Origin of the sequence: Methylomonas sp. MS20 (assembly GCF_050275925.1) — a bacterium.
GTDB lineage: Bacteria > Pseudomonadota > Gammaproteobacteria > Methylococcales > Methylomonadaceae > Methylomonas > Methylomonas koyamae_A.
This window is the reverse complement of the sequence record NZ_CP189962.1, coordinates 755380-779738: the sequence shown is the minus strand read 5'-3', so window position 1 is coordinate 779738 and position 24359 is coordinate 755380. Positions and strand designations below refer to the sequence as shown.

22 protein-coding genes are annotated in these 24359 nt (G+C 54.1%); 14 read left to right on the top strand and 8 right to left on the bottom strand.

What is annotated here, in order from left to right; translation table 11 throughout:
* Positions 1–16: 16 nt before the first annotated feature.
* The 7 genes from ACQE3D_RS03405 to ACQE3D_RS03375 all read right to left on the bottom strand — a co-directional run bounded on the left by ACQE3D_RS03405 (position 17) and on the right by ACQE3D_RS03375 (position 7538).
* The gene (locus ACQE3D_RS03405; protein ID WP_313729087.1) at positions 17–892 is read right to left on the bottom strand and encodes a glycosyltransferase family 2 protein; all 876 of its coding nucleotides are present in this window, start codon (positions 890–892) and stop codon (positions 17–19) included.
* A complete protein-coding gene (locus ACQE3D_RS03400; protein WP_313729088.1) occupies positions 892–2169 on the bottom strand; it encodes an O-antigen ligase family protein in 1278 nt (425 codons plus the stop codon). The genes ACQE3D_RS03405 and ACQE3D_RS03400 overlap by 1 nt, the downstream gene beginning before the upstream one ends.
* A gap of 80 nt (positions 2170–2249) precedes the next feature.
* Entirely contained in the window at positions 2250–2969 is a 720-nt protein-coding gene (locus ACQE3D_RS03395; RefSeq protein WP_313729089.1) for a class I SAM-dependent methyltransferase, read from the bottom strand.
* A gap of 148 nt (positions 2970–3117) precedes the next feature.
* Positions 3118–4359: a glycosyltransferase gene (locus ACQE3D_RS03390; RefSeq protein ID WP_313729090.1), complete on the bottom strand. Its 1242-nt coding sequence runs from the start codon at positions 4357–4359 to the stop codon at positions 3118–3120.
* Positions 4349–4948 carry an acyltransferase gene (locus ACQE3D_RS03385; protein ID WP_313729091.1) on the bottom strand — a complete coding sequence of 200 codons (600 nt, stop codon included), beginning with the start codon at positions 4946–4948 and terminating at the stop codon, positions 4349–4351. Before ACQE3D_RS03385 ends, ACQE3D_RS03390 begins: the two co-directional genes overlap by 11 nt.
* 14 nt (positions 4949–4962) lie before the next feature.
* Positions 4963–6054, bottom strand: coding sequence for a glycosyltransferase family protein (locus ACQE3D_RS03380; RefSeq protein WP_313729092.1), 1092 nt, complete (start codon positions 6052–6054; stop codon positions 4963–4965).
* Positions 6054–7538: a lipopolysaccharide biosynthesis protein gene (locus ACQE3D_RS03375; protein WP_313729093.1), complete on the bottom strand. Its 1485-nt coding sequence runs from the start codon at positions 7536–7538 to the stop codon at positions 6054–6056. The genes ACQE3D_RS03380 and ACQE3D_RS03375 overlap by 1 nt, the downstream gene beginning before the upstream one ends.
* A 570-nt stretch (positions 7539–8108) precedes the next feature.
* Here ACQE3D_RS03375 and ACQE3D_RS03370 point away from each other — a divergent pair.
* Positions 8109–8924, top strand: a complete 816-nt coding sequence (locus ACQE3D_RS03370; protein WP_313729094.1) for a VanZ family protein — start codon at positions 8109–8111, stop codon at positions 8922–8924.
* On the opposite strand, the gene ACQE3D_RS03365 is transcribed toward ACQE3D_RS03370, so the two are convergent.
* Positions 8921–10297, bottom strand: coding sequence for an undecaprenyl-phosphate glucose phosphotransferase (locus ACQE3D_RS03365; RefSeq protein ID WP_254786686.1), 1377 nt, complete (start codon positions 10295–10297; stop codon positions 8921–8923). The genes ACQE3D_RS03370 and ACQE3D_RS03365 overlap by 4 nt on opposite strands.
* 981 nt (positions 10298–11278) lie before the next feature.
* Between ACQE3D_RS03365 and pyrF the strand changes: the two genes are divergently transcribed.
* The 13 genes from pyrF (at position 11279) to ACQE3D_RS03300 (ending at position 24353) form a co-directional block, all read left to right on the top strand.
* Entirely contained in the window at positions 11279–12004 is a 726-nt protein-coding gene (pyrF, locus tag ACQE3D_RS03360) for an orotidine-5'-phosphate decarboxylase (protein WP_313729095.1), read from the top strand.
* A gap of 163 nt (positions 12005–12167) precedes the next feature.
* Positions 12168–12713: a shikimate kinase gene (locus ACQE3D_RS03355; protein ID WP_064024119.1), complete on the top strand. Its 546-nt coding sequence runs from the start codon at positions 12168–12170 to the stop codon at positions 12711–12713.
* The gene (aroB, locus tag ACQE3D_RS03350; protein WP_313729096.1) at positions 12694–13776 is read left to right on the top strand and encodes a 3-dehydroquinate synthase; all 1083 of its coding nucleotides are present in this window, start codon (positions 12694–12696) and stop codon (positions 13774–13776) included. The genes ACQE3D_RS03355 and aroB overlap by 20 nt, the downstream gene beginning before the upstream one ends.
* On the top strand, positions 13766–15343 hold the full coding sequence (locus ACQE3D_RS03345) for an AAA family ATPase (RefSeq protein WP_313729097.1): 1578 nt from the start codon (positions 13766–13768) through the stop codon (positions 15341–15343). Before aroB ends, ACQE3D_RS03345 begins: the two co-directional genes overlap by 11 nt.
* A 21-nt stretch (positions 15344–15364) precedes the next feature.
* Complete coding sequence (gene hemE / locus ACQE3D_RS03340; RefSeq protein ID WP_313729098.1) at positions 15365–16435, top strand: uroporphyrinogen decarboxylase; 1071 nt, start codon at positions 15365–15367, stop codon at positions 16433–16435.
* Complete coding sequence (locus ACQE3D_RS03335) at positions 16435–16854, top strand: secondary thiamine-phosphate synthase enzyme YjbQ (RefSeq protein WP_071155903.1); 420 nt, start codon at positions 16435–16437, stop codon at positions 16852–16854. The genes hemE and ACQE3D_RS03335 overlap by 1 nt, the downstream gene beginning before the upstream one ends.
* Positions 16855–16864: 10 nt before the next feature.
* Positions 16865–17323 carry a DUF411 domain-containing protein gene (locus ACQE3D_RS03330; RefSeq protein WP_064024111.1) on the top strand — a complete coding sequence of 153 codons (459 nt, stop codon included), beginning with the start codon at positions 16865–16867 and terminating at the stop codon, positions 17321–17323.
* 303 nt (positions 17324–17626) lie between these two features.
* On the top strand, positions 17627–18829 hold the full coding sequence (locus tag ACQE3D_RS03325; protein WP_313729099.1) for a glycosyltransferase family 4 protein: 1203 nt from the start codon (positions 17627–17629) through the stop codon (positions 18827–18829).
* Between the two features lie 59 nt (positions 18830–18888).
* Positions 18889–19764: a nitroreductase family protein gene (locus ACQE3D_RS03320; protein ID WP_313729100.1), complete on the top strand. Its 876-nt coding sequence runs from the start codon at positions 18889–18891 to the stop codon at positions 19762–19764.
* 2 nt (positions 19765–19766) lie between these two features.
* The gene (locus ACQE3D_RS03315; protein ID WP_313729101.1) at positions 19767–20864 is read left to right on the top strand and encodes a polysaccharide pyruvyl transferase family protein; all 1098 of its coding nucleotides are present in this window, start codon (positions 19767–19769) and stop codon (positions 20862–20864) included.
* A gap of 64 nt (positions 20865–20928) precedes the next feature.
* Entirely contained in the window at positions 20929–22143 is a 1215-nt protein-coding gene (locus tag ACQE3D_RS03310; protein ID WP_313729102.1) for a hypothetical protein, read from the top strand.
* An 84-nt stretch (positions 22144–22227) separates the two neighbouring features.
* Positions 22228–23319, top strand: a complete 1092-nt coding sequence (locus ACQE3D_RS03305; RefSeq protein ID WP_313729103.1) for a glycosyltransferase family 4 protein — start codon at positions 22228–22230, stop codon at positions 23317–23319.
* The gene (locus tag ACQE3D_RS03300) at positions 23319–24353 is read left to right on the top strand and encodes a glycosyltransferase family 4 protein (protein ID WP_313729104.1); all 1035 of its coding nucleotides are present in this window, start codon (positions 23319–23321) and stop codon (positions 24351–24353) included. Before ACQE3D_RS03305 ends, ACQE3D_RS03300 begins: the two co-directional genes overlap by 1 nt.
* Positions 24354–24359 lie beyond the last annotated feature (6 nt).

The following is a 24359-nucleotide window of genomic DNA, read 5'->3' as shown; positions in this document are numbered from 1 at the left end:
AAACTCACGCCGCGCGCTAAGCAACTGATTGACCGCGTATAAAGTACCTAAAGTAGCCAACCAACACCCTAGCCAAATCAATTACAATATAAAATGGAAAAATATACCTAGGGCAATTATTCCAACCATACCACCACCGCGCGCGTAAATTCGCTGGCGACTTAATATTGGACAAAAAATTTACTAATTTCTTAAAAGAAAATTGATCTCGCACCGCTGTCATACCCGTAGCATCGACATACGAAAATACTTTGCAGCTTTGAAAGACATATGCCGGGTAGCCTGCTCTCCGAGCTTTATGCCCAAAGTCATAATCGGCGGCATAATGCGGCAAATGAACCTCGTCATATAAACCGACTTGGCGAAACACCTGTACCGGAATCAAAGTCCCTCTTCCGGAAACCAGACTAACCAGCATCGCGTTTTCATCACTCGGACAATGGTCTTGAGCGAAATATACCGCCCGGTCTTTAGCTCCCCACCAACTCTGCCGAAATCCTTCTCTAACTCTTTTACCGGTAGCTATGTCGTGAACCACTGACGTCAACAACGCATGCGGATATTTAACTGCTTGAGCGGCCATTTCAGCTAAATAATCCTCCGGCAACTCTGTATCGTTATTTAACGTCAACACAAAGTCATCAGGCTCGGCATGCTGTAACACATATTCAACACAGATATTTATGGCACCGGTCCACCATAAGCTACTATCTGCCTTCAACACCACGATATCTGGAAAAGCCTGCCCAATCTTTTCTGTCGTACCATCGGTAGAGCCATGGTCGCAAATAACAACATTAAAACTTTGAAAACTTTGCTTTTTAATAGTAGAAAGGCATTTTAATGTAAATTCAACGCGATTAAACACAGGAACACAAATCCAAATCTTCATCACTCGATTCCGGTAGCTTTATATTTATTAAAAAACCAGAAAACACAACCACATAAAAACCAAAGAGCGTAACCGACCGTTGTCATTGTTGTATTCATTAATGAGAAGATCAAAAAATACAATATACTAGAAAAAAGATAACTACCGTGCAATTTAAACTCGTCGGTTTTGGCGAGCACATATGCGGCCGTCATTGATCTTCCAATAACCAAAAACAACAAAGCCGAGCCCAAAAAACCTCCGCCCATCAAAAACAAATAGATAAAATTATGGGGATGATAAATATTAAAATCCCTCGGACTGAACTCCGCACGTTTAATTATTTCCTTTAGCTCCCGATACTCTAAGCCGGTAAAAGGACGTTTATCAACCTCTTCTATGACGGTTGTAATAACCGCAGCCCTAACCATGGTAGTTTTTGTAGGCTCGAATGTTTGTTCAACACGGCTTATTAGCTTATCTAACATATTTATGTTCGCAAAACTCTGCATCGCAGTCAAAGCCGCCAGCATAAGCACACCAGACAACCCTATCAATACAAGGTTTTTTATTTTATTTCCTTTAAAAAAGGAAAGCGCCGAAAAAGCGAGCGCTATTGAAATAAAAGCAGAACGATGACCTAACATTAAAATACCCGAAAGCGGTAAAAATGTAAGATATTTTTTATACTCCCAGCAAAAAAGAGCAATTGCACCTAAACCTAAAAGTACATTACCATCACCAAACCCGAGCCTCAGAGTATCCTGCCCCCTCAAGGCCGTCATTGTATCTTTAGAGCCATACAAAAACGGCTGATACAAAGGAAAACATATTGACAACACAATAACAACAACAGTTAATCGTTTAAACTGACTGCCAATACTATAAATAGCCAATGGCAGAAAAAAATAAACCTGCTGAGTATCTGACATGAACATTCGAACCAAGCTATCCAACGGAACATTACTCAAAAACCCGTTGACTAACTTACCCATGTAAAACAGAAAATATAAAACTATCAAAAATATAACAACATTCGCTTCTGCTGAGTCCCGATATACCGCAGTTTTTAAGAAAAACTTCTTTACAAAAAAGATCATCATAAAAACTACCGATACGGCATACAACAAATCAAGTGGAAGAATATTAACACTTCCCAGTGTAAACTTCAGGCTGCCGACAAACTCTCGACTGGCAAGTCCGTTAATGAACAAATATAGCAGCGCCAAATAGGGGATCGCCGTAGGCATAAGAAATAAAAAAACGGCGACAACAAAAAAAATAGCAATCTCGATCATATTAATATCTTATCAACACTGAAAAATATTGTGTTCCATAAAAACCTTACTCGATTCGAACTCAACTCTTCATCAGTGGATTAAACATTAAAAAGACCAACCGACTTTCTAAAAACAGCAAAGCTCCCTCTCAGTCTATACACTGAAATAGAGATATTGAATTTTTTGCACCATTTATAGGCAACCTTTCTCTCTCCTGATCGATCTATATCATCGAGATAAACCGAAGCATTTTCGGATAACTTGCTGTAAAAATAAGGCAGCGCGGGCTCTCTTGCCATTTCAATTTCCTTTCTGTAGGCGGGAGGGCCATCGATCAACAGTAATTCAATATCCGTAACAGCCTTCATGAACTCATTCTCAGCATACCATGAACTCCCAGTTGTATTCGCGCTGGAAATCAGAGGGCAATGCATTATCTCAAATAAATCATCCGGAATTTCGTTAGCCTTAAGTATAGCGGTTAATATCTTAACCCATTCATCATCGTGCTCTATACAAACTATTTTGCGGCTCACTCCATCGGATCGCATTTGACTCAAGAGGCGACAAATATATATTGTAGACAATCCACCGCCCAACTCGACAATTTTGGTTCGCCTATTTACCGCTATATCATTCAAAATCATTTGGAGCGCACCAGGCCTCATAGCAGACCCTGTCCAAGGCACATATCTTCCGTTCAATGGACTTAAAAGCTGAAACCACTTGATGTCCTCTAGCAGCTCCACCCGCCTAAGCATTAACCTAATCCATTTGTTATTGGTTAACACCAGCATAAACAATGTTTTCCAGCTCATAAGTCCTCCGACAATAAAGAATTAGCAAATCTACCCAAGCATCACATTACCACCTGCTTTTTTTAAACCCACCTCGCAATGAGCGAGCAATCTATTAATTATAATTTAATAAAACAGAAACAATCCGCGTTACGCAATACTTTCAAACTCAATAATCATAATTCAAAAAACTATATAAATCTATCGTTCGGCTAGCGTTAACATTCGAATTGTAGGTATTAAAAGCATTCTCGAACATAGAATCGATTTTCTCCTGATTATTCGTCGTTAACGCTAAATCCAGTTTATTCGACCAATCGAGAATATCACCGGACTTCGCCAACAACCCGGCCTTCCCATTCAAAACCATCTCACGAGTGCCGTCGATGTCGCTGGTAATCACTAGTTTTCGCATCGCGCCCGCCTCCAATATGGGTCTGGCAAAATGCGGCTCGGTGAAAGGAGCCGCGACGATATCGACTTCAGCAATATAATCTGCAATATCGAAAATCACGCCCGGAAAAAACACCCGACTTTGTAAACCGTGTTGCTCTATCACCCATTGCAATTCAGAACGCAAATTCTTTTTGCCAACCAGCTTACTCAGTAGCTTTTTGACTGGGTTGCTGTCCGCGTGTTTAGCACCCTCACCAAAAAACACCAATACCGCATCGCGATGCCTATCGGCGACTGCCGCGAACGCTTTCAATAAGGTCAACGCACCTTTCGCCGGCGTGTGCCAACCCAGTATTGCAATGACTTTGGCGGATTCCGAAAGCCCAAGCTTTTGCCTTAAGAACACTGGCCGGGCCTTGCGGTAATCGAACTTATCGAAATTCACGAAATTGGGAATCACGACGCCGCGCTTGCTCGGGCCTATCCGCTTTAACTCGGACTCACATAACCCAATCGTTACATCGGCACAATAAGAGATGATATTCCGCAACACTGAATAGCGTAAGCGGAAATTGCCATATTCCAAAAAGTCCCGCAGGTGCCAAACCAAGGGTATATTCATCGACTTAACCGCCAAGCCTTCTGAAATCAATACCGTGGAGTTCAAATGCACGATATTCGGCTTCTCTGCGGCAATGATTTGCTTCATTGCCAAATAGCCTGGGAGCAATTTTAGATAGTGCCGCGTATAAGTTTTTAAATCGTAATAAAACTTTGCGCCGAATGGATTCAGCGACTGATTTTCGATGGTGCAATGGGGCAGCTTTCCAAGCCGCTTATCTACGACACAACGAATGCCGGCCTTTCGGTAGAATTCCACAGCCGGACCCTCGGTAATAAAGTAAACAACGATGTCGTATTGCTTTCTGACATACTCCAACAAATAGAACAGACTCATCGGAGCCCCACCATTCGCTCCGGAATGCTGGACGTAGAGAATTTTTTTAATCGACATTGCCGACTTCCTTAGCCGGGTTTCCGGCATAAATTTTTGACTGCGCAATATCTCGCACAACTACGGCGCCAGCTCCTACAATACTATTCGCAGCAATAGATACACCTTTTACGATAATTGAATTGGCTCCGATAAATACGTCATCGGATATTTCAACAGGTTTTACGGCGATTTTGACCGGGTCTTTGCAATATCTGCGATTATCCGAAGCCTTTGCATGAAAATCGGTATCGAATATCGACACATTTGCACCTAATAACGCTCTCTTACCGATACTGACGTACTTGGCGGCGCAAATACTCGTACCGCTAAGCCCACAGTCGTCCCCTATCATCAACACTGCCCCCGGCTGCAAAGTTCTAAGAATAACAGGATGATTGACGCCAAGTGCGGTAAATCTTGAGTCGGAGCAAAAAACAACTCTATCGCCGATTATTATTTTCGAATCTTTAGCGATGGAGAATATCGGCATGCCATAGAATTTGCATCCCCTACCCAAAACCACGCCATGCACTCTAGCCAACATTCTGGCCGATATTTGCCAATACCAATATCGAAGCTTTCCGGCGACTTTAAAGAGAATATTCATTTAAATTTTGAAACTTATTGGGCGATAAAATTTTTTATTTCTTCAGGAAATGCAGAATTATAATGTTTATGCGTCCAAATCCCTTCCAACGTAGATAATAAAATTTCCATTCTGCTTCGTTGGGTGTGATGATGCCTAACATAGTCAGCTGCGTTTAAGGCCATCTCCAGTCTTTGCTGTTCAGGCATACTGAGCAACCATTTAACCTTATCGACGGCTTGATTGGGCGTTTTGAAATAATGGCAATGTACCCCGTCCTTCAAGATTTCATCAAATTTCGGCGAATAACCGGAAACGTAAGGGATACCCATTGCGATGGTGTTGAACGGACGATTGGAGTCGTAATATTCGATGTCGCTAAATTGCGGAATACCGATTGCGACTTTGGATGCGTTATATGCATCGACCTGTTTAAAAAAGTCGATAGGCCCTCTGGCACACTGGAACTTGTCCCAGCCTTTTCCATAGAGCGCAAATTTATCTCCGAACTCTTCTTGTAGCGCGGCAATTAACTTGGACCGTTCTTTAGCTCCGGGCGCGGATGCGAAGGGCCGGCGAGATTTCCATTGATTGGCGATCATCACTAAGTCGTTCTGATAATCCCTTTCGGTTTTTATAGGCTCGCCAAATGATACCTCGTCGTATCCGTGCGGCAATAAATAAACATGCCTCGCGCCATGTCTTTTCAAATATTCCGCTACGCGCCCCAGTCCTGAGTTGAAACAAACATCGGTGTACTTAATTAAAGACAATAGACACTTAGGATAGGGCACGACCCAAAAATTGCCGAACGGATCGCCGTTTTCGTTACAGATCGCCGGCTTGGTCGGTAAATCCCTGATCCTTGCCATGATTTGCTCGTTTAAATGTCCGGTCCAGAGTCCATGCCAATAAATTGCATCCGCACTGAAATCTTTTGCAATTTCGTAGACCTTTTCCGCCATGGCATCCCAACCGTGTTCACGTCCGAAAATTCGATACGAAAAGATTTCCAGCGCTTCCAAGCGGCCTTCGGAAAGCATGTCGGCGAAAATTTTTCGTCTAGCTCGTTGATCGCCCTCGGCTGTTTCGACCGGCAGATACAGCAGCCTGAGTTTTTTCATCATCAATATCCTTTCTTTAATATTAAGTTTGCCATTCGTGCCGTTTTACTTGCCGCGGATCGACCGGCTAAAAACTCTCGAATGATTGCTCTAAAATACCGCGCCGGGCCGAAAACAATAAAAGTCATTAAGCCGATACCACCCAACGCGGCCTCGGCCGGCAATAAGCGAAAAGCCCCAATCCAAGCGAATTTGTTTTCCAACAAGTAAATCAGCGCCGCAACCCATGCTCCGCAGGCCAACTGAGACCCCAGAATTTGAAGATGCGTGACGACTTTAATTTTTAGTTTGTATCCCAGAATCAGGATATATGCGGTAAAGCGCAGCCAGTAATAGCCTGTCAAGACCCACAGTATCATCTGTAATTGATGATTTACCGCGTAATACAACATCGCTGGTATCGACAAGATCAGCAAATAGATTTGCAGCCGAATTTGCATGGACAGCACGCCCAATGCGCTGCATGCGGTAGCCGCCACGCTGGCCAGCATTTCTATCGGTACGAATAGAGCCGACATGCAAACGAACGGGACCGCCGACTGCCAATTCGCCCCCAATAAAACGTCGACTAATTGCGGTGCGGCGGCATACATGCCTGCGCCGACCGGAATCAGGAAGAAGCCGGTCATCGTCAGGCTTTTCAAGTAAAGTTGCGCAAATAAGTCTGGTTGTTGCTGATAGCGGGAATAGGCCGGCAACAATACGCGGGTAATCGAAACCAAAAGATTGTATGCCGGCAGGGATATAATATTACGGCTTCGGTTCCACAAGCCCAGTTCCGCCGATTCAAAGAACTTGCCGACCAGAATGTGGTCGATATTCGAGCCGACAAACGTCATAAAGCTGGCTACCGAATACCCTCCACCAAAGGTTAATATATGTTTGTACGCGGACATTCTTAAGTTAATGCGTAACGTGTGTTTGGTCTTAAAGTAGCAGGCGATCAGCAAAATCAGCGATTGGCTTAGGTTCGCAATCGCCAAGCTGTACACCCCATAACCTAAATAAGCTAATACGATACCAATGAGTCCGTTGGAGATTAAATAGTTTACGGTCTCCAGTATCGATAAATATTTGAATTGCATTCGCCGCTTGATCAGTCCAGTGGATGTCGCGGCGGCACCGATCAGTACAAAATTAAAGGCCATCAACTGGATGACAGGCACCAGCTTAGGCGATTCGAAAAAAACCGACAGCGGCTCTGCCAGCCAAACGGTAACCGCACAGAACACGACGCCGGTCACGAGCGAAAACCAAAACGAAGACTGAATATCCGCGTCGTCAATTTCGTCTTTTTGCTGAATGGCGGCAGACAATCCAAAGTCCGAAAAATATCCGCCGAATTTAACGGCAACTAAGGCTAGCGCCATTAACCCGAATTCTTCCGGCGTCAACAATCTGGCCATGACGCCCAGCACGGCCAACTGGGAAACGCCTTTGATTACCACTCCAAGATAATTCCATTTAACGCTATTTAATATGCTCATTTAATTCGTTGAAAATCAAAAACTCAAATCGCTTGCCGACTCGCCTTGTTTCAAACCGGTTTTACTCCGGCCGCTATACGTCGTTCGACTGCGATTTATATTTTCTTGCCATCTTCGCATCACGGATTGAATTGACCTCTTCCTGTTAGAATTTCCAGCGGCTTTAAATAATCGTCCGCTCGCTTTCCAACCTAAATCGCTGTTCGACTACGAATGACATCAACCGACCATCACCCCATATATCAGACTCGCTTATTGCCTAAAGTCCTCTGCGCCGTTCTGCTCGGACTGGCGACTATTGGTTATTTCAATCGGTATCCGCAAGTTTTGAGCGCCGGCCCGGAACTTCTGGCAAACCCGAATTTCCTTGACGGGCTATCCCATTGGTCGTGGTCCCGTGACGGTGTTCTAGCCTTTAAACAGGCGGATGAAGCCACTCGCTCACCAACCGATGCTTCGGTTTCGGCCGTCAGCAATACACCCCGTAGCGGCATTGCTCTAAGCAGCGATATGGGCGACAAAATTATCTCAATCAATCAGTCGCTTCCACCTTCCGCGCCCGGAACATTATTGCAACTTTCCGCAACCCTCAAAGTGGAAAACGTCGTCAAGGGACCGCTCGACTGGGAAATCGCGCGTATCGTACTCGTGGCTTATGACCATTCCGGGAAACCGCGCTACGACCGTCCACATGTGCTGGCATCGCTATTCGGCACTTCCGATTGGACCCAACATCAACGGGTATTTCAAGTCAGCCCGGATACCACTAGTCTGCAAGTCAGCGCCCAATTGGTGCATAGTCGAGGGCGCTTTCTGGTTACAGGACTCAATTTGCACGCTGTACAGTTAAATCCTGAATTCGCCCGCTACCGTTCTGTACTCTTCGCGGCCTGGCTGGCCCTCGGTTTTTGGATTGGCTGGCCCTTTGTTATGAATCGTTTAAACACCCCGTCGAATCGCTTGGTGTTGCTGGCAACTTTCGGCATTCTGGCCGGGGTTTTGATGCCTGAATCGCTGAAGGAAATTCTCGGCGAAACCCTATGGCCGGCCGCCGCTTTGGCACCACACGGCGATCACGCCGAATTTGTACAAACGTTTAATTTGGATTTTTCGATTCCGATCATCGATATTTACAAACTGGGCCATTTTACGATGTTTGCGTTACTCGCCTGGGCCATAGGCGCCAGCAACCGGTTTCGGCCGATTTCCGCCAGCCGGTTTTTCTTGATGAGCCTGTTCGCGACCAGCAGCGAGATCTTACAGCTATTTATCCCGAGCAGAGGACCGCAACTGGGCGACATCTTTATCGACTGCATTGGTATCGTTTTCGGTTTAGCGATATCCGCGTTGTGCGGTTTGCTGTTCTACCGGCGGGGAAACATTTAATACGCCTGCTCCCCGACAAAGCCCTTGAAGACGGTCATGAATACGATCTTGATGTCCAGCCACAGCGACCATTGGCGGATGTATTCCAGATCGTAGTGAATTCGGGCCTGCATTTTGTCGATGGTTTCGGTTTCGCCCCGGCAGCCGCTGATTTGCGCCAAGCCGGTGATGCCGGGTTTCATTTTGTGGCGCAGCATGTAACCCTGGATTTGCTTGCGATAGTATTCGTTATGAGCAATCGCGTGCGGACGCGGGCCGACCACGGACATCGTGCCCCGCAGGACGTTTAGAAACTGAGGTAATTCGTCCAACGAGGTACGCCGTAAAAACGCGCCCAGCGGCGTGACCCGACTGTCGTTGGCGGTGGCTTGCTTGACGGTGTCGCCGTTTTCGCAGACCGACATCGAGCGGAATTTCCAGACTTCGATCGGCTCGCCCTTTACGCCGTAACGCAATTGTTTGAAGATGACGGGACCGGGCGAAGTGACCTTGACCGCGAGCGCAATCAGAAGCATCGGAATCGCGATCAGCGGCAAAATCAGCGCGCACAACACCAAGTCTTCCAGACGTTTGGCCATACCGTCCAACACCGAATTGAGCGGGGTGTCGAACACGCTGACTACCGGGATACCCTTGACGCTGCTGAGTTTGGATTGCATCAGGTTGAAGGTGAAAAAATCGGGAACGATATTCACCGACACCGTACTGTCGGCCAGTTCGCGGATCAACTGATTGATCCGTACTTCGGCGCGGAGCGGCAGGGTAATGTAGATATGGTCGATCTCGCCGCGCTGACTGCGCTTTAACAATTCCTTGAAATCGCCGGTAATGTCGTCTTCTATCAACTCGCCTTGCTCGCGGCGTTGCGGGTTTTCGACGCGATCGTCAAAGTAGCCGGCAAAATGGTAGCCCAACCAGGGCATTTCGGTCAGCGCGATATTCAAGCGCTTGCCGAGTGGATTGGCACCCAATATCGCGTAATAACGGACATTCAAACCGTGCAAACGCAGAAACGACAATGTCGCTCGCCGAAGCGTGTGCACCAATATAATGCCCAACGGCACCAGCGGAAACCACAACTCGAGCACTTGCTTGGAGAATTCGAAATCCGGCTCCAGCAAGTACACGCCGCTGGACACCACCGCAAACGAGCCTATCCACGACAGTAAAATCCGCAATGCATCGTCGAACATCGGGTCGCCGCGCCAACCGTGATAGATCTCTTGATGTTCGGCGAAGATACCGAACAACACCGTACAAGCGATGAAGAGGATCAAATACTCGCGCGTGAAAGGGATTTGATAGAGCTCCAGCGACGCAAACATCGACACAAAAATGATCCCGGTATCGATGGCGCGTTTAACCCCTTGCATTTCAGGCCGCAAGGGACGGATAAATCCTTTTGAGCGAAGTTGGTTCATATCCAGAAGTTATAGACTATTCGTTGAACATCCGATTGATCCGCGCTGATCCAATAATTTATCAGCACTTTATTTCAGCCCCATGAATCTAGGCTCCCTACCCGACTATCGATTCGGCCTTTCGGTGTTTTAAGTCGTTGCAAACACTGATAGGCCGCTTCTATACGCCAGCCGCTCGATGCGGCGACTGGATTCAAACGTAACTGTCAGCAAAATGCACACCAGTTATCCCTGCTAGCCGGGAAGCCCCCGACGATTGCCATACCTCTAAACGCTGGTTCCACTCGTGGCCCACCGCAGCAATGTCAAGCGTGACCGAACACACCATCCCGAGTGCGCCTTAAGGATACACCGATAAGCCAATCTTCATCAGGCACAACACGCGCTAAGTGCCCAGTGTCGAGTTTTTTGCCGACCATCACATAGCGTTGCAACCGCACCATCTTGGTTCATCATCACGCCGACAAAGTCGCAAAACGCCTTTCGGCGATACCTTTAGCCTGCTAATCAATGCTTTACGACTCCCCGGCCCGAATGCGAACATTCCCGCAGCCGTAAACAAACGGCCGATTTATACGCGAACGGCATTCCGATCTGTCGTTTTTAATGACATCCTAATGTTTTCGTCATCGGTTACCCCACTTTTCCAAGTTAATAATGATGCAAAAATCCATTCCGTGAAAGTTTTTCCAGGAAAAGTTCCGTCGCTTGTTCACGTCACGCTCGGAAAACGGTCACGAATTCGGCCTACACCGCATTGGATAAATCGCAGGAAAGCCTCGCGCGGCTTAGTCATTTTGTTCCGCCCTTCCCGCGCGGACACGGTGTTTGCGTGTTTATCCCCGCCCAGGCCTTTGAAGGGCCAGCAAATGCTCCCAATTTAAATCCGGCTTGCGGTTAAAATCTCGCCGTTAACGTTAATTCGGACTTCTCATGTCAAATACCTTTATCTCTCAAAAACCCATTCCTCCTCGCGAACGCCTGATCATGGCGCTGGACGTCGCCAGCATCGCCGAAGCCCAAGCCCTGGTCGAGGAACTGGGCGATTCCGTGGTGTTTTATAAAGTCGGTATGGAACTGTTTATGTCCGGCGACTATTTCGGCTTTATCGAATGGTTGAAGGCGCACGACAAGAAAGTCTTCGTGGACCTCAAGTTTTTCGACATACCCGCCACCGTCGGGCGAGCGATCAAAGCCCTGAGCAGCAAGGGCGTGGACCTGGCAACGATACACGGCAACGATTCCATCATGGAAGCCGCGGCCGAAGCCAAGGGCAATCTGAAGGTCTTGGCGGTGACGGCGTTGACTAGCCTGGACCGGGGCGATTTGGACGACTTGGGCTTTCAATGCGACGTGCGCGAACTGGTGCTGTCGCGCGCCAAACGGGCACTGCAAATTGGTTGCGACGGTATCGTGTCGTCGGGCATGGAAGCGGAATTGATTCGCGCCCAGTTGGGCGACAAGTTATTGGTGATTACGCCGGGCATACGGCCGGTCGACAACCGGGAAGACGACGACCAGAAACGGGCGGTCAGCGTCGAACAGGCCATCCAAAGCGGCGCCGATTATTTGGTGGTGGGCCGGCCGATCCGCGACGCCGCGGACCGCAAAGCCATGGCGGAAAAAATACAGCGGCAAATTGCGGCTCAGTTTGAATAAGCAGAGAGGCAAACCGAGGTTTGCACTCCGGTAGGGTCTGTTCGAGTCGCTGTGCGGAGTGCAAATCTCGATTTGCCGTGTTCGCGGGTTGGCTGGCGTTTCGTTCGACGGCAAAAGACGGCATAATGGTAGAATTTTTTGATAGCCGCTTCCCATCCGCGCCATGAAACCAGCTCCCAATATCTATCTGATCGGCCTGATGGGTGTCGGTAAAACCACGATAGGCAAGCAGGTCGCGAAAGCGATGCAATGGCCGTTTTACGACAGCGACAAGGTCATAGAAGAAACCACCGGCACCGACATCCCGACCATTTTTGCCTACGAAGGCGAGGAAGGCTTTCGCAACCGGGAGCAGGCGATGATTCGCCAATTGACCGGACTGGACGGCATCGTGATGGCAACCGGCGGCGGCTCGATACTGCGGCCGGAAAACCGCGAGGCCCTGAAAACCCGAGGCTTTGTCGTCTATTTGCATTGTTCGATCGACAAAATCCTGCACCGCACCAAACACGATACTCAGCGGCCGCTGCTGCGCACCGAAAATCCGCGCCAGCGTTTGCAGGAACTGTTTGCCATCCGCGATCCTCTGTACCGGGAATGCGCGGATTTTAGAATCGATTCCGGCATGTTGCCGGGCAAGACCGTCGTCAAAACCATTTTGCAGCAATATCAAGCCGCCCTGGAGAACCATGAAAGAGCTGCGAGTTGAACTCGACAAGCAACGAAGCTATCCGATTTATATCGGCGCCGGCCTGCTCGGCCAAGCCGAGCTGCTGACCCGGTACATCCGTTCCAAGCAGGTCGCGATCGTCAGCAACGACACGATCGCGCCGCTGTATCTGTCCAAGGTCTTAGCCGGGCTTGGCGATTACCAAACCGAAACGGTCATCTTGCCCGACGGCGAACAGTACAAAACCCTGCAATATCTGGAAAAGATTTTCGACGGGCTGCTGGCCAACAAATTCAGTCGCAATGCCACGCTAATCGCGCTGGGCGGCGGCGTCATCGGCGACATGGGCGGTTTCGCGGCGGCCTGCTACCAGCGCGGCATCGCCTTCATCCAGATTCCGACCACCTTGCTGGCGCAAGTCGATTCATCGGTCGGCGGCAAGACCGGCGTCAACCATCCGCTCGGCAAGAACATGATAGGCGCGTTCTATCAGCCGCAATGCGTGATCGCCGACGCCGACGTGCTCGATACCCTGGACGATCGCCAATTGTCGGCCGGCTTGGCCGAAGTGATCAAATACGGCTTGATCCGCGATCCGGAGTTTCTGGACTGGCTGGAAGCCAATATGCCGAAGTTGCTGGCCCGTGACAAAGCCGCCTTGGCTTATGCGATCGAACGCTCCTGCGCCAATAAGGCGGCGGTAGTCGGCGAAGACGAATTCGAAAACGGCGTACGGGCCACCTTGAACCTGGGCCACACCTTCGGCCACGCCATCGAAACCGGTTGCGGTTACGGCCAATATCTGCACGGCGAGGCGGTGGCGATAGGCACCGGCTTCGCGGCCGACTTGTCGCGCCGGCTGGGTTATCTGAGCGATGCCGATGTCGCGCGCGTGCTGGCCATTTTGCACGCCGCCGGCCTGCCGACCCGGCCGCCGACCGAGATGAGCACCGAGCAATATCTGGACTTGATGGCGGTGGACAAGAAAAACGTCGACGGCAAGATTCGGGTGATTTTGTTGGAAGCGCTCGGCAAGGCCTTGTTGCCGATCAGCGTGGAGAGAGCGCCGTTGCAGGCAACCTTGAACGCTTATGCCGGATAACGAAAATCTGACTTACAGCTACCAAAAGCGCACGCTGGATCATAGGCCCGAGCGCAGCCTATTGACGCCGGAGCGCGCCCAAAAGCTGGACTTGTTGGTGCATTTGCTGAGCAATCTGCAGCAAGCCCTGGTCGTCTGCGGCCCGCCGGGCATCGGCAAGACCACGCTGCTGGAAGCCTTGCAACAAAGCCAGCGCGACCAGTGGCAACTATCGTTGTTGCGGGCGTCCGCCGCATCCAGTTTCGAAAGCATCGTTCACGAGTTGCTGCGCAGCCTGAACATCGATAATCTGGCGGCCAGCTTCGATTTAACCCGGCTGCGCGAGGTTTGCGGCAAGCAGGCGGTGGTGCTGTTGATCGACGATGCCGGCCATCTGATGCCGGGGCTGATCACGATGTTGATCGAATTCGCCGATTCGCTGCCGGGCCTGCATCTGGTATTCGCACTGAGCCACGACCAATTCAGCATCAAGGCCGGTACCGACCGGCGCATCGAAGACGCCCACGTCATCGAACTGCCGCCGCTCAAGCAGCGCCATTATCGGGATTTTCTGCAAAACCTGTCGGCCCAACCGGGTTCCGCCATTTCGTTCAACGCGGTCACCGACCCGTTGATCGAAGCGCTGTACCTGGAAACCCACGGCATTCCCGGCCGGATACTCGAAGAATTGCCGAAACTGGCCGAGCAACAAGGCCGGACCGGCGCGCGTTGGGGCTTGTGGCTGGGAGTCATCGCAGTGATCGCCGGCACCGGGGGTGCAATGGTTTGGTTGTGGCCGAACAATGACGAGAAAACCCTCGTCGCCGCGCCGTCCCTCGGCAAGCCGACGAGCCAAGTGCTACCGGCCGAGCCGGTGAATCCACCCGCCCAGGCCCCGGCTGAAACGCCGGCACCGGCATCCAAACCGCTTACGGAGACCGCACCGGTCGCTCGGGCCGGCGAGCTTGCCGCCGACGCGGCAAAACCGGCGCCGTTGCCAACACCGCAATCCACCCAGCCGCTTCCAACTCCGCCGCAAACGACTAAAGCCGCGCCGGCCGAAAACGAACCAAACGCCGTGCAAACCGCGTCGGCACCCGTGCCAGCGCAGCCCGCATCCGATGCGGCACCCAGCCTTCCCGCACCGATTGCGGCAACCACTGCGGCGACTCCGCCCGTTGCGCCGCCGACACCGGCCGTGACGCCGACGGTTCCGAGCAAAACCGAATCCGCGACGCCGCCGGTCGTCGCCGGCAAGCCGCCCGAAAAGCCGGCGAAACCGGCCAAGCCGTCGGATCAGGGCGATAGCGACTGGATTGCCGCTCAACCGGGCACTCATTACACGCTACAAGTCATGACGCTGTCGAATAAAGCCGGCCTGCCGCGCTTTTTCAAGAAATACGCAGAATACAGCGAGAGTCTGAAGTACTACACGATTCACCAAGGCGACCAGGAAAAGTTCGTGCTGATTTACGGCTCGTTCGCCAGCCCGGCCGAAGCCAATCAGTTTAAAACGCTGATGCCCGGCGAATTTCAAAACGCCCAGCCGATCCGGTTCAAGGCCATTCAAAAAGACGGCAAACGCTGATCACTCACCACCTTCTCACCGATGACAACAATAGAAAACGACATATTCCTTAGAGCACTGTTAAAGCAACCGGTCGAACGCACCCCGGTCTGGATGATGCGCCAAGCCGGCCGCTATTTGCCCGAATACCGCGCTACCCGCGCCAAAGCCGGCAGTTTCATGCAACTGTGTACCAACCCGGAACTGGCTTGCGAAGTAACCCTGCAACCTTTGGAGCGCTTTGGCTTCGATGCCGCCATCCTGTTTTCCGACATTCTGACGATACCGGACGCGATGGGCTTGGGTTTATCCTTCGCCGAGGGCGAGGGCCCGCAATTCGCCCATCCGATCCGCACTGCCGACGACGTCAAGCGCCTGCCGATTCCCGATCCGGAAACCGAATTGCGTTACGTCGTCGACGCCGTGCGTCTAATCAAATCCAATCTGCGCAACCGACTGCCGCTTATCGGCTTTTCCGGCAGCCCGTGGACCTTGGCGACTTACATGGTGGAAGGCAAGGGCAGCAAAAGCTTTCAGAAAGTCAAAAGCATGATGTTCGAGGAACCGGCCTTGATGCATCAAATGCTGGACAAACTGGCGCAAGCGGTGGCCGCGTATTTGAACGCCCAAATCGCCGCCGGCGCCGACGCGGTGATGCTGTTCGACACCTGGGGCGGCATGCTTAGCCATGACGATTATCTGGAGTTTTCGTTGAGCTACGCCCGCCAGGTGCGGGAACTGCTGAACACCCAGCGCGACGGCCGGCAAATCCCGACCATCTTGTTCACCAAGGGCGGCGGCCTGTGGCTGGAAACGATGGCCGACACCGGCTACGACGCGCTGGGTTTGGATTGGCAAACCGACATCGCCAACGCCCGCGCCCGCGTCGGCGCCAAGGTGGCCTTGCAAGGCAATATGGACCCCATTACGCTGTATGCCAAGCCCGAGGTGATCCGCGCCAAGGTCGGCAAGATCCTGCACGACTTCGGCTACGGCACCGGCCACGTGTTCAATCTCGGTCACGGCATTTTGCCGGACATCGCCCCCGAGCACGTCAAGGCGATGGTCGATGCCGTGCGCGAATTCAGTCCGCAATACCATCGCGCCGGCTGATGTGGTTTCAAAAGCGCCTGCAATTGGCGGCCAAACCGCGTGGTTTTCATCTGGTCAACCGGGAGATCGTCAACCAGCTGCCCGAAATTCGCGAACTGGAAGTCGGCCTGCTGCATTTGTTTTTGCAACACACCTCGGCCTCGTTGGCGATCAACGAAAACGCCGACGCCGATGTGCGCCGCGACCTGGAAAGTTACTTTTCCCGAGCGGTGCCGGAAAATGAACCTTACTACCGTCACACCCTCGAAGGAGCGGACGACATGCCCGCCCACATCAAGACCGTGATCCTCGGCAGCTCGCTGACGATACCGGTCGGCGACGGCCAATTGGCATTGGGCATCTGGCAAGGGATTTATTTATGCGAACACCGCAATCACGCGGGGCCGCGCACGATTATCGCAACGCTGAATGGCGAATGAAGAGGCTCTTATGAAAATAGCGAAAATTTCCGTTTTAACGCTGGCTACGATGTTCAGCGGTCTGTTATTCGCCGAGGAATCCAGCCAACCCGAAATGACCGTCTACCGCAGCCCAACCTGCGGTTGCTGCGGCAAATGGCTGGAGCATGCCGAAAACAGCGGCTTTAAAATCAAGGACGTGATCAGCTCGGACATGGATCAAATCAAGGCCCGTTACGGCGTGCCGGAGAAATTGGCGTCCTGCCACACCGTCGTCGTGGACGGCTACGTGATCGAAGGCCACGTCCCGGCCGCCGACGTGCAAAAATTGCTGAAGGAAAAACCCGCCGTCGCCGGGTTGGCCGCGCCCGGCATGCCGATGGGCAGCCCCGGCATGGAAATGGGCGGCCGCCAGGATGACTACAAAGTCGTGTCTTTCGATAAGGATGGGCATTACGCAGTTTATGCCGAACACGGTAACGGTCGCTGATCGGCTGGCACGGCAAACCCGCCCGGCTTTTACCAGCCCGGTTTAAGCCTAGCTAAACACCGATAACCGAGAGTGGACCTCAAATCAAGAACGCCAAGTCTTGTGTTCTGACGCGGCTGGATTCGGCGTCCTCCGTCGGAATGAGGGTGTCGTAAAAGTCGAAACAGAACCCTCTCCCCAACCCCTCTCCCGCAAGGAGAGGGGCTTTTACGACACCCTCCGAATGACGGAATATCGTTATCAAATCGCAAATTTAGGTTTTTTGATCCCTTCATCCCGGCCACCTCTCGCCGGGCGGGGGTATTGCCCACTCCTCCGGCCATGTTGAATATCCGCCATTTCGCCAATACCATCGTCGGCAAGCCCGGCAATATCGGCGTGCGCACCGAGCGCATCATCCGCGCGCTGTCGGCCCAAGGCGATAGCGGCTATTGTTTGTCGCGCCAAGCTCAACTCAAATCGCCGGGCTTTGTCTACCGGGACATGGGCTGGCTCGGCCATCTCCCGAGACTGTTGAACGCCACCCGAATTTATCTGGCCCCCAGCTTTAATCATCGCTATCCGGACGTCAAATTGTTCGAGTGGTTCGCGGCCCGCCACTGGCAAGAAGCCAGCGCCGGACCACGGCCGATCGCCCACGTCTGGGACGCCTGCCCGCGATTGCTGACGGCATTGAAGACGGCTGGTATTCCGGTCCTGTTGGACATACCGGTCGCACCGACCGCGTATTCACTGCGCATCGCCGAGCAATACGACCTCGATTTTCTGATGACCCATCGCAGCATGCTGGATTTCGAGCAAGCCGCGTGCGAACTGGCCGACTTGATTGCCGCGCCATCGTGGTTCGTCGCCGAGGAATTGCAACGCATCGGCGTGACGCCGGACAAAATCCGCATTGCCGAATTCGGCGTGGACCCGCCTTCCGGCCCAACTAAGCTACACCCGCCCAAAAGCCCCGGTGCTCCGCTGGACTTCTGCTTCGCCGGCAACATTAACCGCCGCAAGGGCGTCGATCTGCTGCTGGATGCCTGGCGCGATCCGGCCTTTGCCGGCGACAGCCTGCATTTGTGCGGCCGGCTGTATCCCGAAATCGATGTCGCGGCCGCCACCAACCCGGTACTGACGCCGGGTTTCGTCAACACCTTCGAATACCTGCCGAATTGCGATGTGTTTGTCTTTCCCAGCTGGCTGGAAGGTTCGGCCAAGGCGGTGTTCGAGGCCATGGCCTGCGGACTGCCGGCCATCGTCAGCGATGCGTCCGGCTCGGTGGTGCGCGACGGCATCGACGGTTTCGTGATCGCGGCCGGCGACCGCGACGCGTTGCGCGAGCGGATGCTGTGGTTCAAGACCCATCCCGAACAAATCCGCGCTATGGGCGACAACGCCCGCGCCCGAGCGCGCCAATTCAGTTGGGACGGTTACGCCGCCAAAGTCATCGAGCTGTATCGGGAACTCGCCGACCGCGCCCACGCTTGCGTCGCTCCGATTGACAAGGCCGCCCGCTAAGTGGAGAATCCGCCGGCTACGCGGGGAGCTAGCCCGCTCAATCCATTGACCTATCACCCGTGTTCAGCAAATTAAAGTCTCTTCGCGAATATTTCCGAGTCTTTCTGGCCGACAACCGCCTGCTGTTCGCCGGTATCCGCCAGCGGCGCGGCGCCAACGCCAAGGAATATTTGCTACGCCGTAACATTCATCGGCTGGAAAAAGGCTTGCGCAACCCGGAATGCCGGATTCCGTTCGGACAAGCCTATGCCGGCCAAACCGAACGCGACTTCGAAACCTACCGTTCGCAATTGCCGCCAGCCATCGCCGATTGGGGCGACCACGTCCTCGCCGAATATCGGCAACGACACGCCAATCCGGCGCTGCCGGTCGAAGCGCCGGCCGACGTCGCGATCCCGCTCGATGCACCCGACTACGCCAGCTTGCGCGCCGCCTTCGCCCAACGCACCAGTTGCCGGCATTTCATCGCGCCTGCCCCCGCCGGCGACGCCATCGCCGAGATCCTGCACGACACTCGCCATATACCGACGTCGTGCAACCGCGAAGCGTACCGGGTACTGATCGTCGAAACCCCGGAAAAACGCGACTGGCTGCTGGCAAACAGCATCGGCCTGACCAATTTCACCGGCGTCGAGCATTGCACAGTGCTGGCCTTCGTCGCCGATCTGGCGGCGGTGAACCATCCGCGCGACCGCCACGTGCCGGTCATGGATTGCAGCTTCGCCTCCTTGCTGTTCGCGCTGGCCGCGCAAAGCCGGGGCTTGGCCACTTGCTATTTGAACTGGCCGATCCGCCCAAACACCGATCGCCAATCCCGCGCCGTTCTGAATTTACCCGCCACCCAGAAGATCGTATTCTGTCTGTTGGTCGGCCACCAAAACCCCGCGCTTTCCAGCGGTAAGTCTCCGAAAAGCGGACGCATTTGCAAGGTTTGATCGTGAAAAAACAGGTATTGCTGACCGGCTTCGGCTACGAAAATTTCGGTTCGCGGCTGATGTTCGAAACCGTCGCCCATCATTTACTGGATGGCGCGGCGCCGGTCATCGAAATGCCGCGCGGCTCGCAGTGGCACGCCTGGTACCGGGGCTATTTCTTGATGCCGAACGCGCTGATCCGTCGTGGCTTGGACCGATGGTGCGCGCGACTGGCGCCGGGCCCGTTCGCCCGGCTCGGCTTTAAAACGCTGACCGACATCGGTACGGTGCTGGACATCAGCGGCTATTTGCACGACCACGCGAATGCGCCGATGCTGATGAACAATAAGTTGCATTTGCTGCGGCTCGCCAAGTCCGCCGGCGCCAAGATCGCGTTTTTGCCCCATTCGCTGTCGATTCAGCAAGCTGCGCACCGCCCGATTTTCCAAGGACTCTATGCCTTGGCCGACATCGTGTACGCCCGCGACGCGCATTCCCACGCCGCCGCCGCCGCGCTCGGCCTGCCCCAGCCCATCGGCCTGCCCCAGCCCATCGGCCTGTGCTCCGACTTCGTATTGTGCCACCCCCGGCTGGCCACGTTCGAAACCGCGAACGACCCGGCAGCGCGCGACGTGCTGCTGGTGATTCCCAACTTTAAATCGCAAACCGCCGACATCGTCGCGGCCGCCCAACGCATGCTGAGCGCTCACGGAGACGCAATCCGGAAAGTGGTCATCGCGTCGTTTTATACCGGCGAGAAGGCCGCCTACCTCGAAGAAATCCGCGCCGCGCTCGCCGGTAGCGTCGAGGTTAGCATCGCGCCCGATCCCGAAGCGGTTTGGGACTGGTTGCCGCGAGCGCTGATTTGCGTATCGGCACGCTACCACGGCTGCTGCCTGGCCTTATACGCGCAGGTCCCCTTGCTGACGGTCGGCTGGTCGGAAAAATACGAATCGCTGCTGCAAGCTTGGCAATATCCTCTGAATATAGCGGACGGCGACACCGTCGAAGCCGGGCGCGCGTATTATCGGGGCGCCTACCGGCAAAACCGCGCCGAGAAACTGAACGAAGTCCGCGCAATGTTTGCCGAGTTGCGGGCGCGTCTGGCGAATGCGGACTAGACCGGCATTGGCGGGTTCCGCCTACACCGGCGAAACCCGCCACGACAGTATTTGGTAGGACCGGATGCCGGCTCCGTCCCGCCCCCATCGCGCCCGAACCCGCGCGGTAGTCAAACCGATCTGGCTGCGCCTGCTCAGCGTTGCCTCGCAAGGCCTGTTTTTATTGGTCATGCAATGGCGCTGGCCGTTCGCGGAAATCGGCGAATATATGAGTTTGCTGGCCTTGTTCAATCTGTCAACCTTGCTGACGGCATCGGGACTGGATAAGCAATTGATCCGCCGCCGCGCGGCATTGTCGCTCGATAAAGCCGCCAGCGACGCGTTGATCGATCGCGCCGCGACTTATGCCGGTCTGATCAGCCTAGCGTGGGCGGCTGGTCTGTTCGCCACTTTGTATCCGGAACCCTTATCCGCCGGGTTTTGGTCTATGTTGCTGTTCTGTGTGGCCGGTTGCGGATTTCGAATTCACGCCGCCAAAATCGCCGATCCGGAGCGTTACGCCGAGTTGCTGGACGCGCAATTGGCGCAGGGAACGGCGTTACGCCTGGGCTTGACCGCCGCGCTGGTTTGGTACGGCGACGCGCTGCAAATCGTCACGCTGGAATTATTGGGCGGCTGTTTGAGCAACTTGCGAATCTGCCGTTACTATCGGCTGAGCGTCAATCTGTCGTTACGCCGACTCGACCGCGACTTGGTCTATCAAGCGATGACGCTGTTTTTCTCCAAATTGCTGCAACAGTTAGGCGTGCGCTACTTGCTGCTGATTCCGGCCGCGCAAGCCGATTTCGGCAGCGCCGGCCTGTTCGGTTATTTGCAAAAGGTCTGCGGCCTGGTGACCAACATCGCCGACTTTGTGCTACAACGCCTGCATGTCCGTCACGGCCTATTCCGGCAAGATCGCGATTTGGGCGATCAATACCGACGCGGAGCCCGCTGGGTGCTGGCGACTTCGGTGCTGCTCAGCACCGGGTTGGCGGCATTGGCGCTGGCGCTGGAACAGGGCTGGAACGATACCTTGCTGGCGGCCGTAGCCATTTTGGCCGGCTCGCCGTTCTTGGTGTGGCGGACGACGCTGAGCAACGCCATCACCCAGCGCCAAGTCTATTGGGTGTCGCCGCTGAGTTATTTGCCGGCCACGGCCTTGCTGGCCTTGCTGGCCGCGCTGGAGTTGACCCAGCCGCTGGCGCTGGCGCTGGCCTTGCTGGTCAATACCGTATTGAACGTAGCGACCGCGAAATTGCTGCTGGCCTGGTCCGGCGCGGAAGGGCGTCCGGCTTAAGCCCGGCCGTTCCCACGCCAAGTTTTTTGCTTGTTCGGCCGAAAAAACCGCTTCATGATCGTTAGTTGAAAATATTGGAACCGCATGCGCGTTATTTACATCACCCGTGCCAGCTTGTCCGCGTCCGGCGCCCAGGCCCGTCAAATCCTGTCGATGGCCCAGGCCTACCACGACCGGCTGGCCGGGCAATTTCTGCTGATTTCGCCCGGCGGGTTGAGTGGCAATCCGCCGTTCGCGCACCGTCCGCTGCCCTGGTCGGCCAAGCAATGGCAACGCTATATCCGAGCCTGTCTGGCGGCGTTGAGCGGTGCTCGTGCCGAGCACTCGGCTCTATTTGTCACCCGCGACATCGTCGTCGCGTTCTGCGTGATTTTCGCCGGCGGCCAAGTAGTTTACGAAGCGCACGATCAACCGCACGGCTGGCTGCCCAAAACCCTGTTTCGGCTATTGAACCGAGCGGGCCGCTTTAAAATGACCACAAATTGCCTGGCATTGGCCGAACACTACCGCAAGGTCTACGGCTTTAGCGACTCCAACCTGCTGCCGGCCCACAATGCCGCCTTTCCGGAAGCCTACGCGCCGTTGCGTGCATTGCCGAAAGCCGCGCTCAGACAACGCCTGAATTTGCCGACCGATACACTCTTGGTGGTACATACCGGCAGCCTCTACAAAGGCGGCGCCGAACTGTTCGAATACCTGGCGCGCGGCCGCGAACAGATCACTGTCGTGCATGTCGGCGGCAAGGACGGCGAGTGCGCAGTTTGGCGCGACTACTATCGCGACCGTGGCCTAAGCAACGTCCAGTTCGTGCCGCACCGCCCGGCGGACACGATACGCGAGTACCAGGTCGCCGCCGATCTGCTGTTTTATATGACAACCCGGCATTCGCCGATTTACTGGTGTACCTCGCCGCTGAAATTGTTCGAATACATGGCCAGCGGCACCCCGATACTCGGCGCCCGCATCGGCTCGATAGGCGAAGTCTTCGACGACAGCGTCGGGTTTTGTTTCGATCCCGAGCAAGCGACCAGTATCGACGCCGGCTTCGAAGCATTCCTGAGCGACCCAGCCGCCGCCGCGCGCCGTGCCGCCAACGCGCTGAGCGCCGCCGAACAACGTTATTCCTGGCATCGGCGCGCCGAAGCGATCTTACAGTTTGCCGGCGGGAATTTTTGATGGCCCGTATCGCGATCTTTTCCAAGTACTTCGGTTACAACATCGGCGGCGCCGAACACAGCACCTTGGAGCTGTTGAAACGCCGCGAAGCCGCCGGCGACAATATCACCGCCGTCATCGTCGCCAATCTGCGCAGCCACGGCGCCGAGTCGCTGCGCATGCCGCTGCCGGACACCTGGCACATTCGCTCGATTTCGCTGCCGGCCGATACGGTGCGCTTCCGCTTTTTCGCCTACTGGCGCAACCGCGCCGCGCTAAGCGAACTCGGTAGCTCTTTGAAGGATTTCGACGCACTTTACGCTTACGGCCTGTACGCACCGGCGGTAATCAACGCTTTTACCGGCCAAACCGTGTATCTGGTGCGCGACGAATACGGGCTGGGCTGGAACCGAAACTACCGGCAAGGCTTGAAAAGATGGTTGTTCGCGCTGTACCGGCTCGCCGAATGGCCGCTGGAGCGCTTGTGGTTGCGCGATTTGCGCCGTGCCATCGCCAAGTCGCGGCTGATCGCCAATTCGCACTTTATCGCCCAGGAATTGCAGGGCTTGGCGCCGGACGCCCCCATCGACATTGAATATCCGGAGCTGGATACCGCGACGCTACAAGCCGATTTCGCGCGACACGCGACCTACGTGTCGAACAAAGGCATCGTCCTGATCGGCGACAATATTCTCAAGGGCGGCGATATCGCCCGTAAAATCGCCGCGCGTTTGCCCGGCGAGCGGTTTTATTTGTTCGACCGGCGCAACCTGACCGAGCGACGCGACGGCAATCTGATATCGATGCCGTGGCAATCGCCGGGCCGGGTTTACGCCCACGCCAAACTGGTCATCGTCCCGTCGCGCTGGCACGAAGCATTCGGCCGCGTGGTGCTGGAAGCGCAAGTCCTAGGTATTCCCGTCGTGGCTTCGGCGCGCGGCGGCCTGCCGGAGGCCATCGCCGACCCGACGGCGTTGGTAGCCGATCCGGACGACATCGATAGCTGGCTGACAAAAATCGCCGAACGTCTAGCGCCGGCCGTCAATCACCGTTAACCCAAG

What these genes read in the sequence shown, in the direction of transcription:
- ACQE3D_RS03405 (WP_313729087.1), bottom strand. Translation starts at nt 892, where the DNA reads ATGAAGATTTGGATTTGTGTTCCTGTGTTTAATCGCGTTGAATTTACA.
- ACQE3D_RS03400 (WP_313729088.1), bottom strand. Translation starts at nt 2,169, where the DNA reads ATGATCGAGATTGCTATTTTTTTTGTTGTCGCCGTTTTTTTATTTCTT.
- ACQE3D_RS03395 (WP_313729089.1), bottom strand. Translation starts at nt 2,969, where the DNA reads ATGAGCTGGAAAACATTGTTTATGCTGGTGTTAACCAATAACAAATGG.
- ACQE3D_RS03390 (WP_313729090.1), bottom strand. Translation starts at nt 4,359, where the DNA reads ATGTCGATTAAAAAAATTCTCTACGTCCAGCATTCCGGAGCGAATGGT.
- ACQE3D_RS03385 (WP_313729091.1), bottom strand. Translation starts at nt 4,948, where the DNA reads ATGAATATTCTCTTTAAAGTCGCCGGAAAGCTTCGATATTGGTATTGG.
- ACQE3D_RS03380 (WP_313729092.1), bottom strand. Translation starts at nt 6,054, where the DNA reads ATGATGAAAAAACTCAGGCTGCTGTATCTGCCGGTCGAAACAGCCGAG.
- ACQE3D_RS03375 (WP_313729093.1), bottom strand. Translation starts at nt 7,538, where the DNA reads ATGAGCATATTAAATAGCGTTAAATGGAATTATCTTGGAGTGGTAATC.
- ACQE3D_RS03365 (WP_254786686.1), bottom strand. Translation starts at nt 10,297, where the DNA reads ATGCAAGGGGTTAAACGCGCCATCGATACCGGGATCATTTTTGTGTCG.
- pyrF (WP_313729095.1), top strand. Translation starts at nt 11,279, where the DNA reads ATGTCAAATACCTTTATCTCTCAAAAACCCATTCCTCCTCGCGAACGC.
- ACQE3D_RS03355 (WP_064024119.1), top strand. Translation starts at nt 12,168, where the DNA reads ATGAAACCAGCTCCCAATATCTATCTGATCGGCCTGATGGGTGTCGGT.
- aroB (WP_313729096.1), top strand. Translation starts at nt 12,694, where the DNA reads ATGAAAGAGCTGCGAGTTGAACTCGACAAGCAACGAAGCTATCCGATT.
- ACQE3D_RS03345 (WP_313729097.1), top strand. Translation starts at nt 13,766, where the DNA reads ATGCCGGATAACGAAAATCTGACTTACAGCTACCAAAAGCGCACGCTG.
- hemE (WP_313729098.1), top strand. Translation starts at nt 15,365, where the DNA reads ATGACAACAATAGAAAACGACATATTCCTTAGAGCACTGTTAAAGCAA.
- ACQE3D_RS03335 (WP_071155903.1), top strand. Translation starts at nt 16,435, where the DNA reads ATGTGGTTTCAAAAGCGCCTGCAATTGGCGGCCAAACCGCGTGGTTTT.
- ACQE3D_RS03330 (WP_064024111.1), top strand. Translation starts at nt 16,865, where the DNA reads ATGAAAATAGCGAAAATTTCCGTTTTAACGCTGGCTACGATGTTCAGC.
- ACQE3D_RS03310 (WP_313729102.1), top strand. Translation starts at nt 20,929, where the DNA reads ATGCCGGCTCCGTCCCGCCCCCATCGCGCCCGAACCCGCGCGGTAGTC.
- ACQE3D_RS03305 (WP_313729103.1), top strand. Translation starts at nt 22,228, where the DNA reads ATGCGCGTTATTTACATCACCCGTGCCAGCTTGTCCGCGTCCGGCGCC.
- ACQE3D_RS03300 (WP_313729104.1), top strand. Translation starts at nt 23,319, where the DNA reads ATGGCCCGTATCGCGATCTTTTCCAAGTACTTCGGTTACAACATCGGC.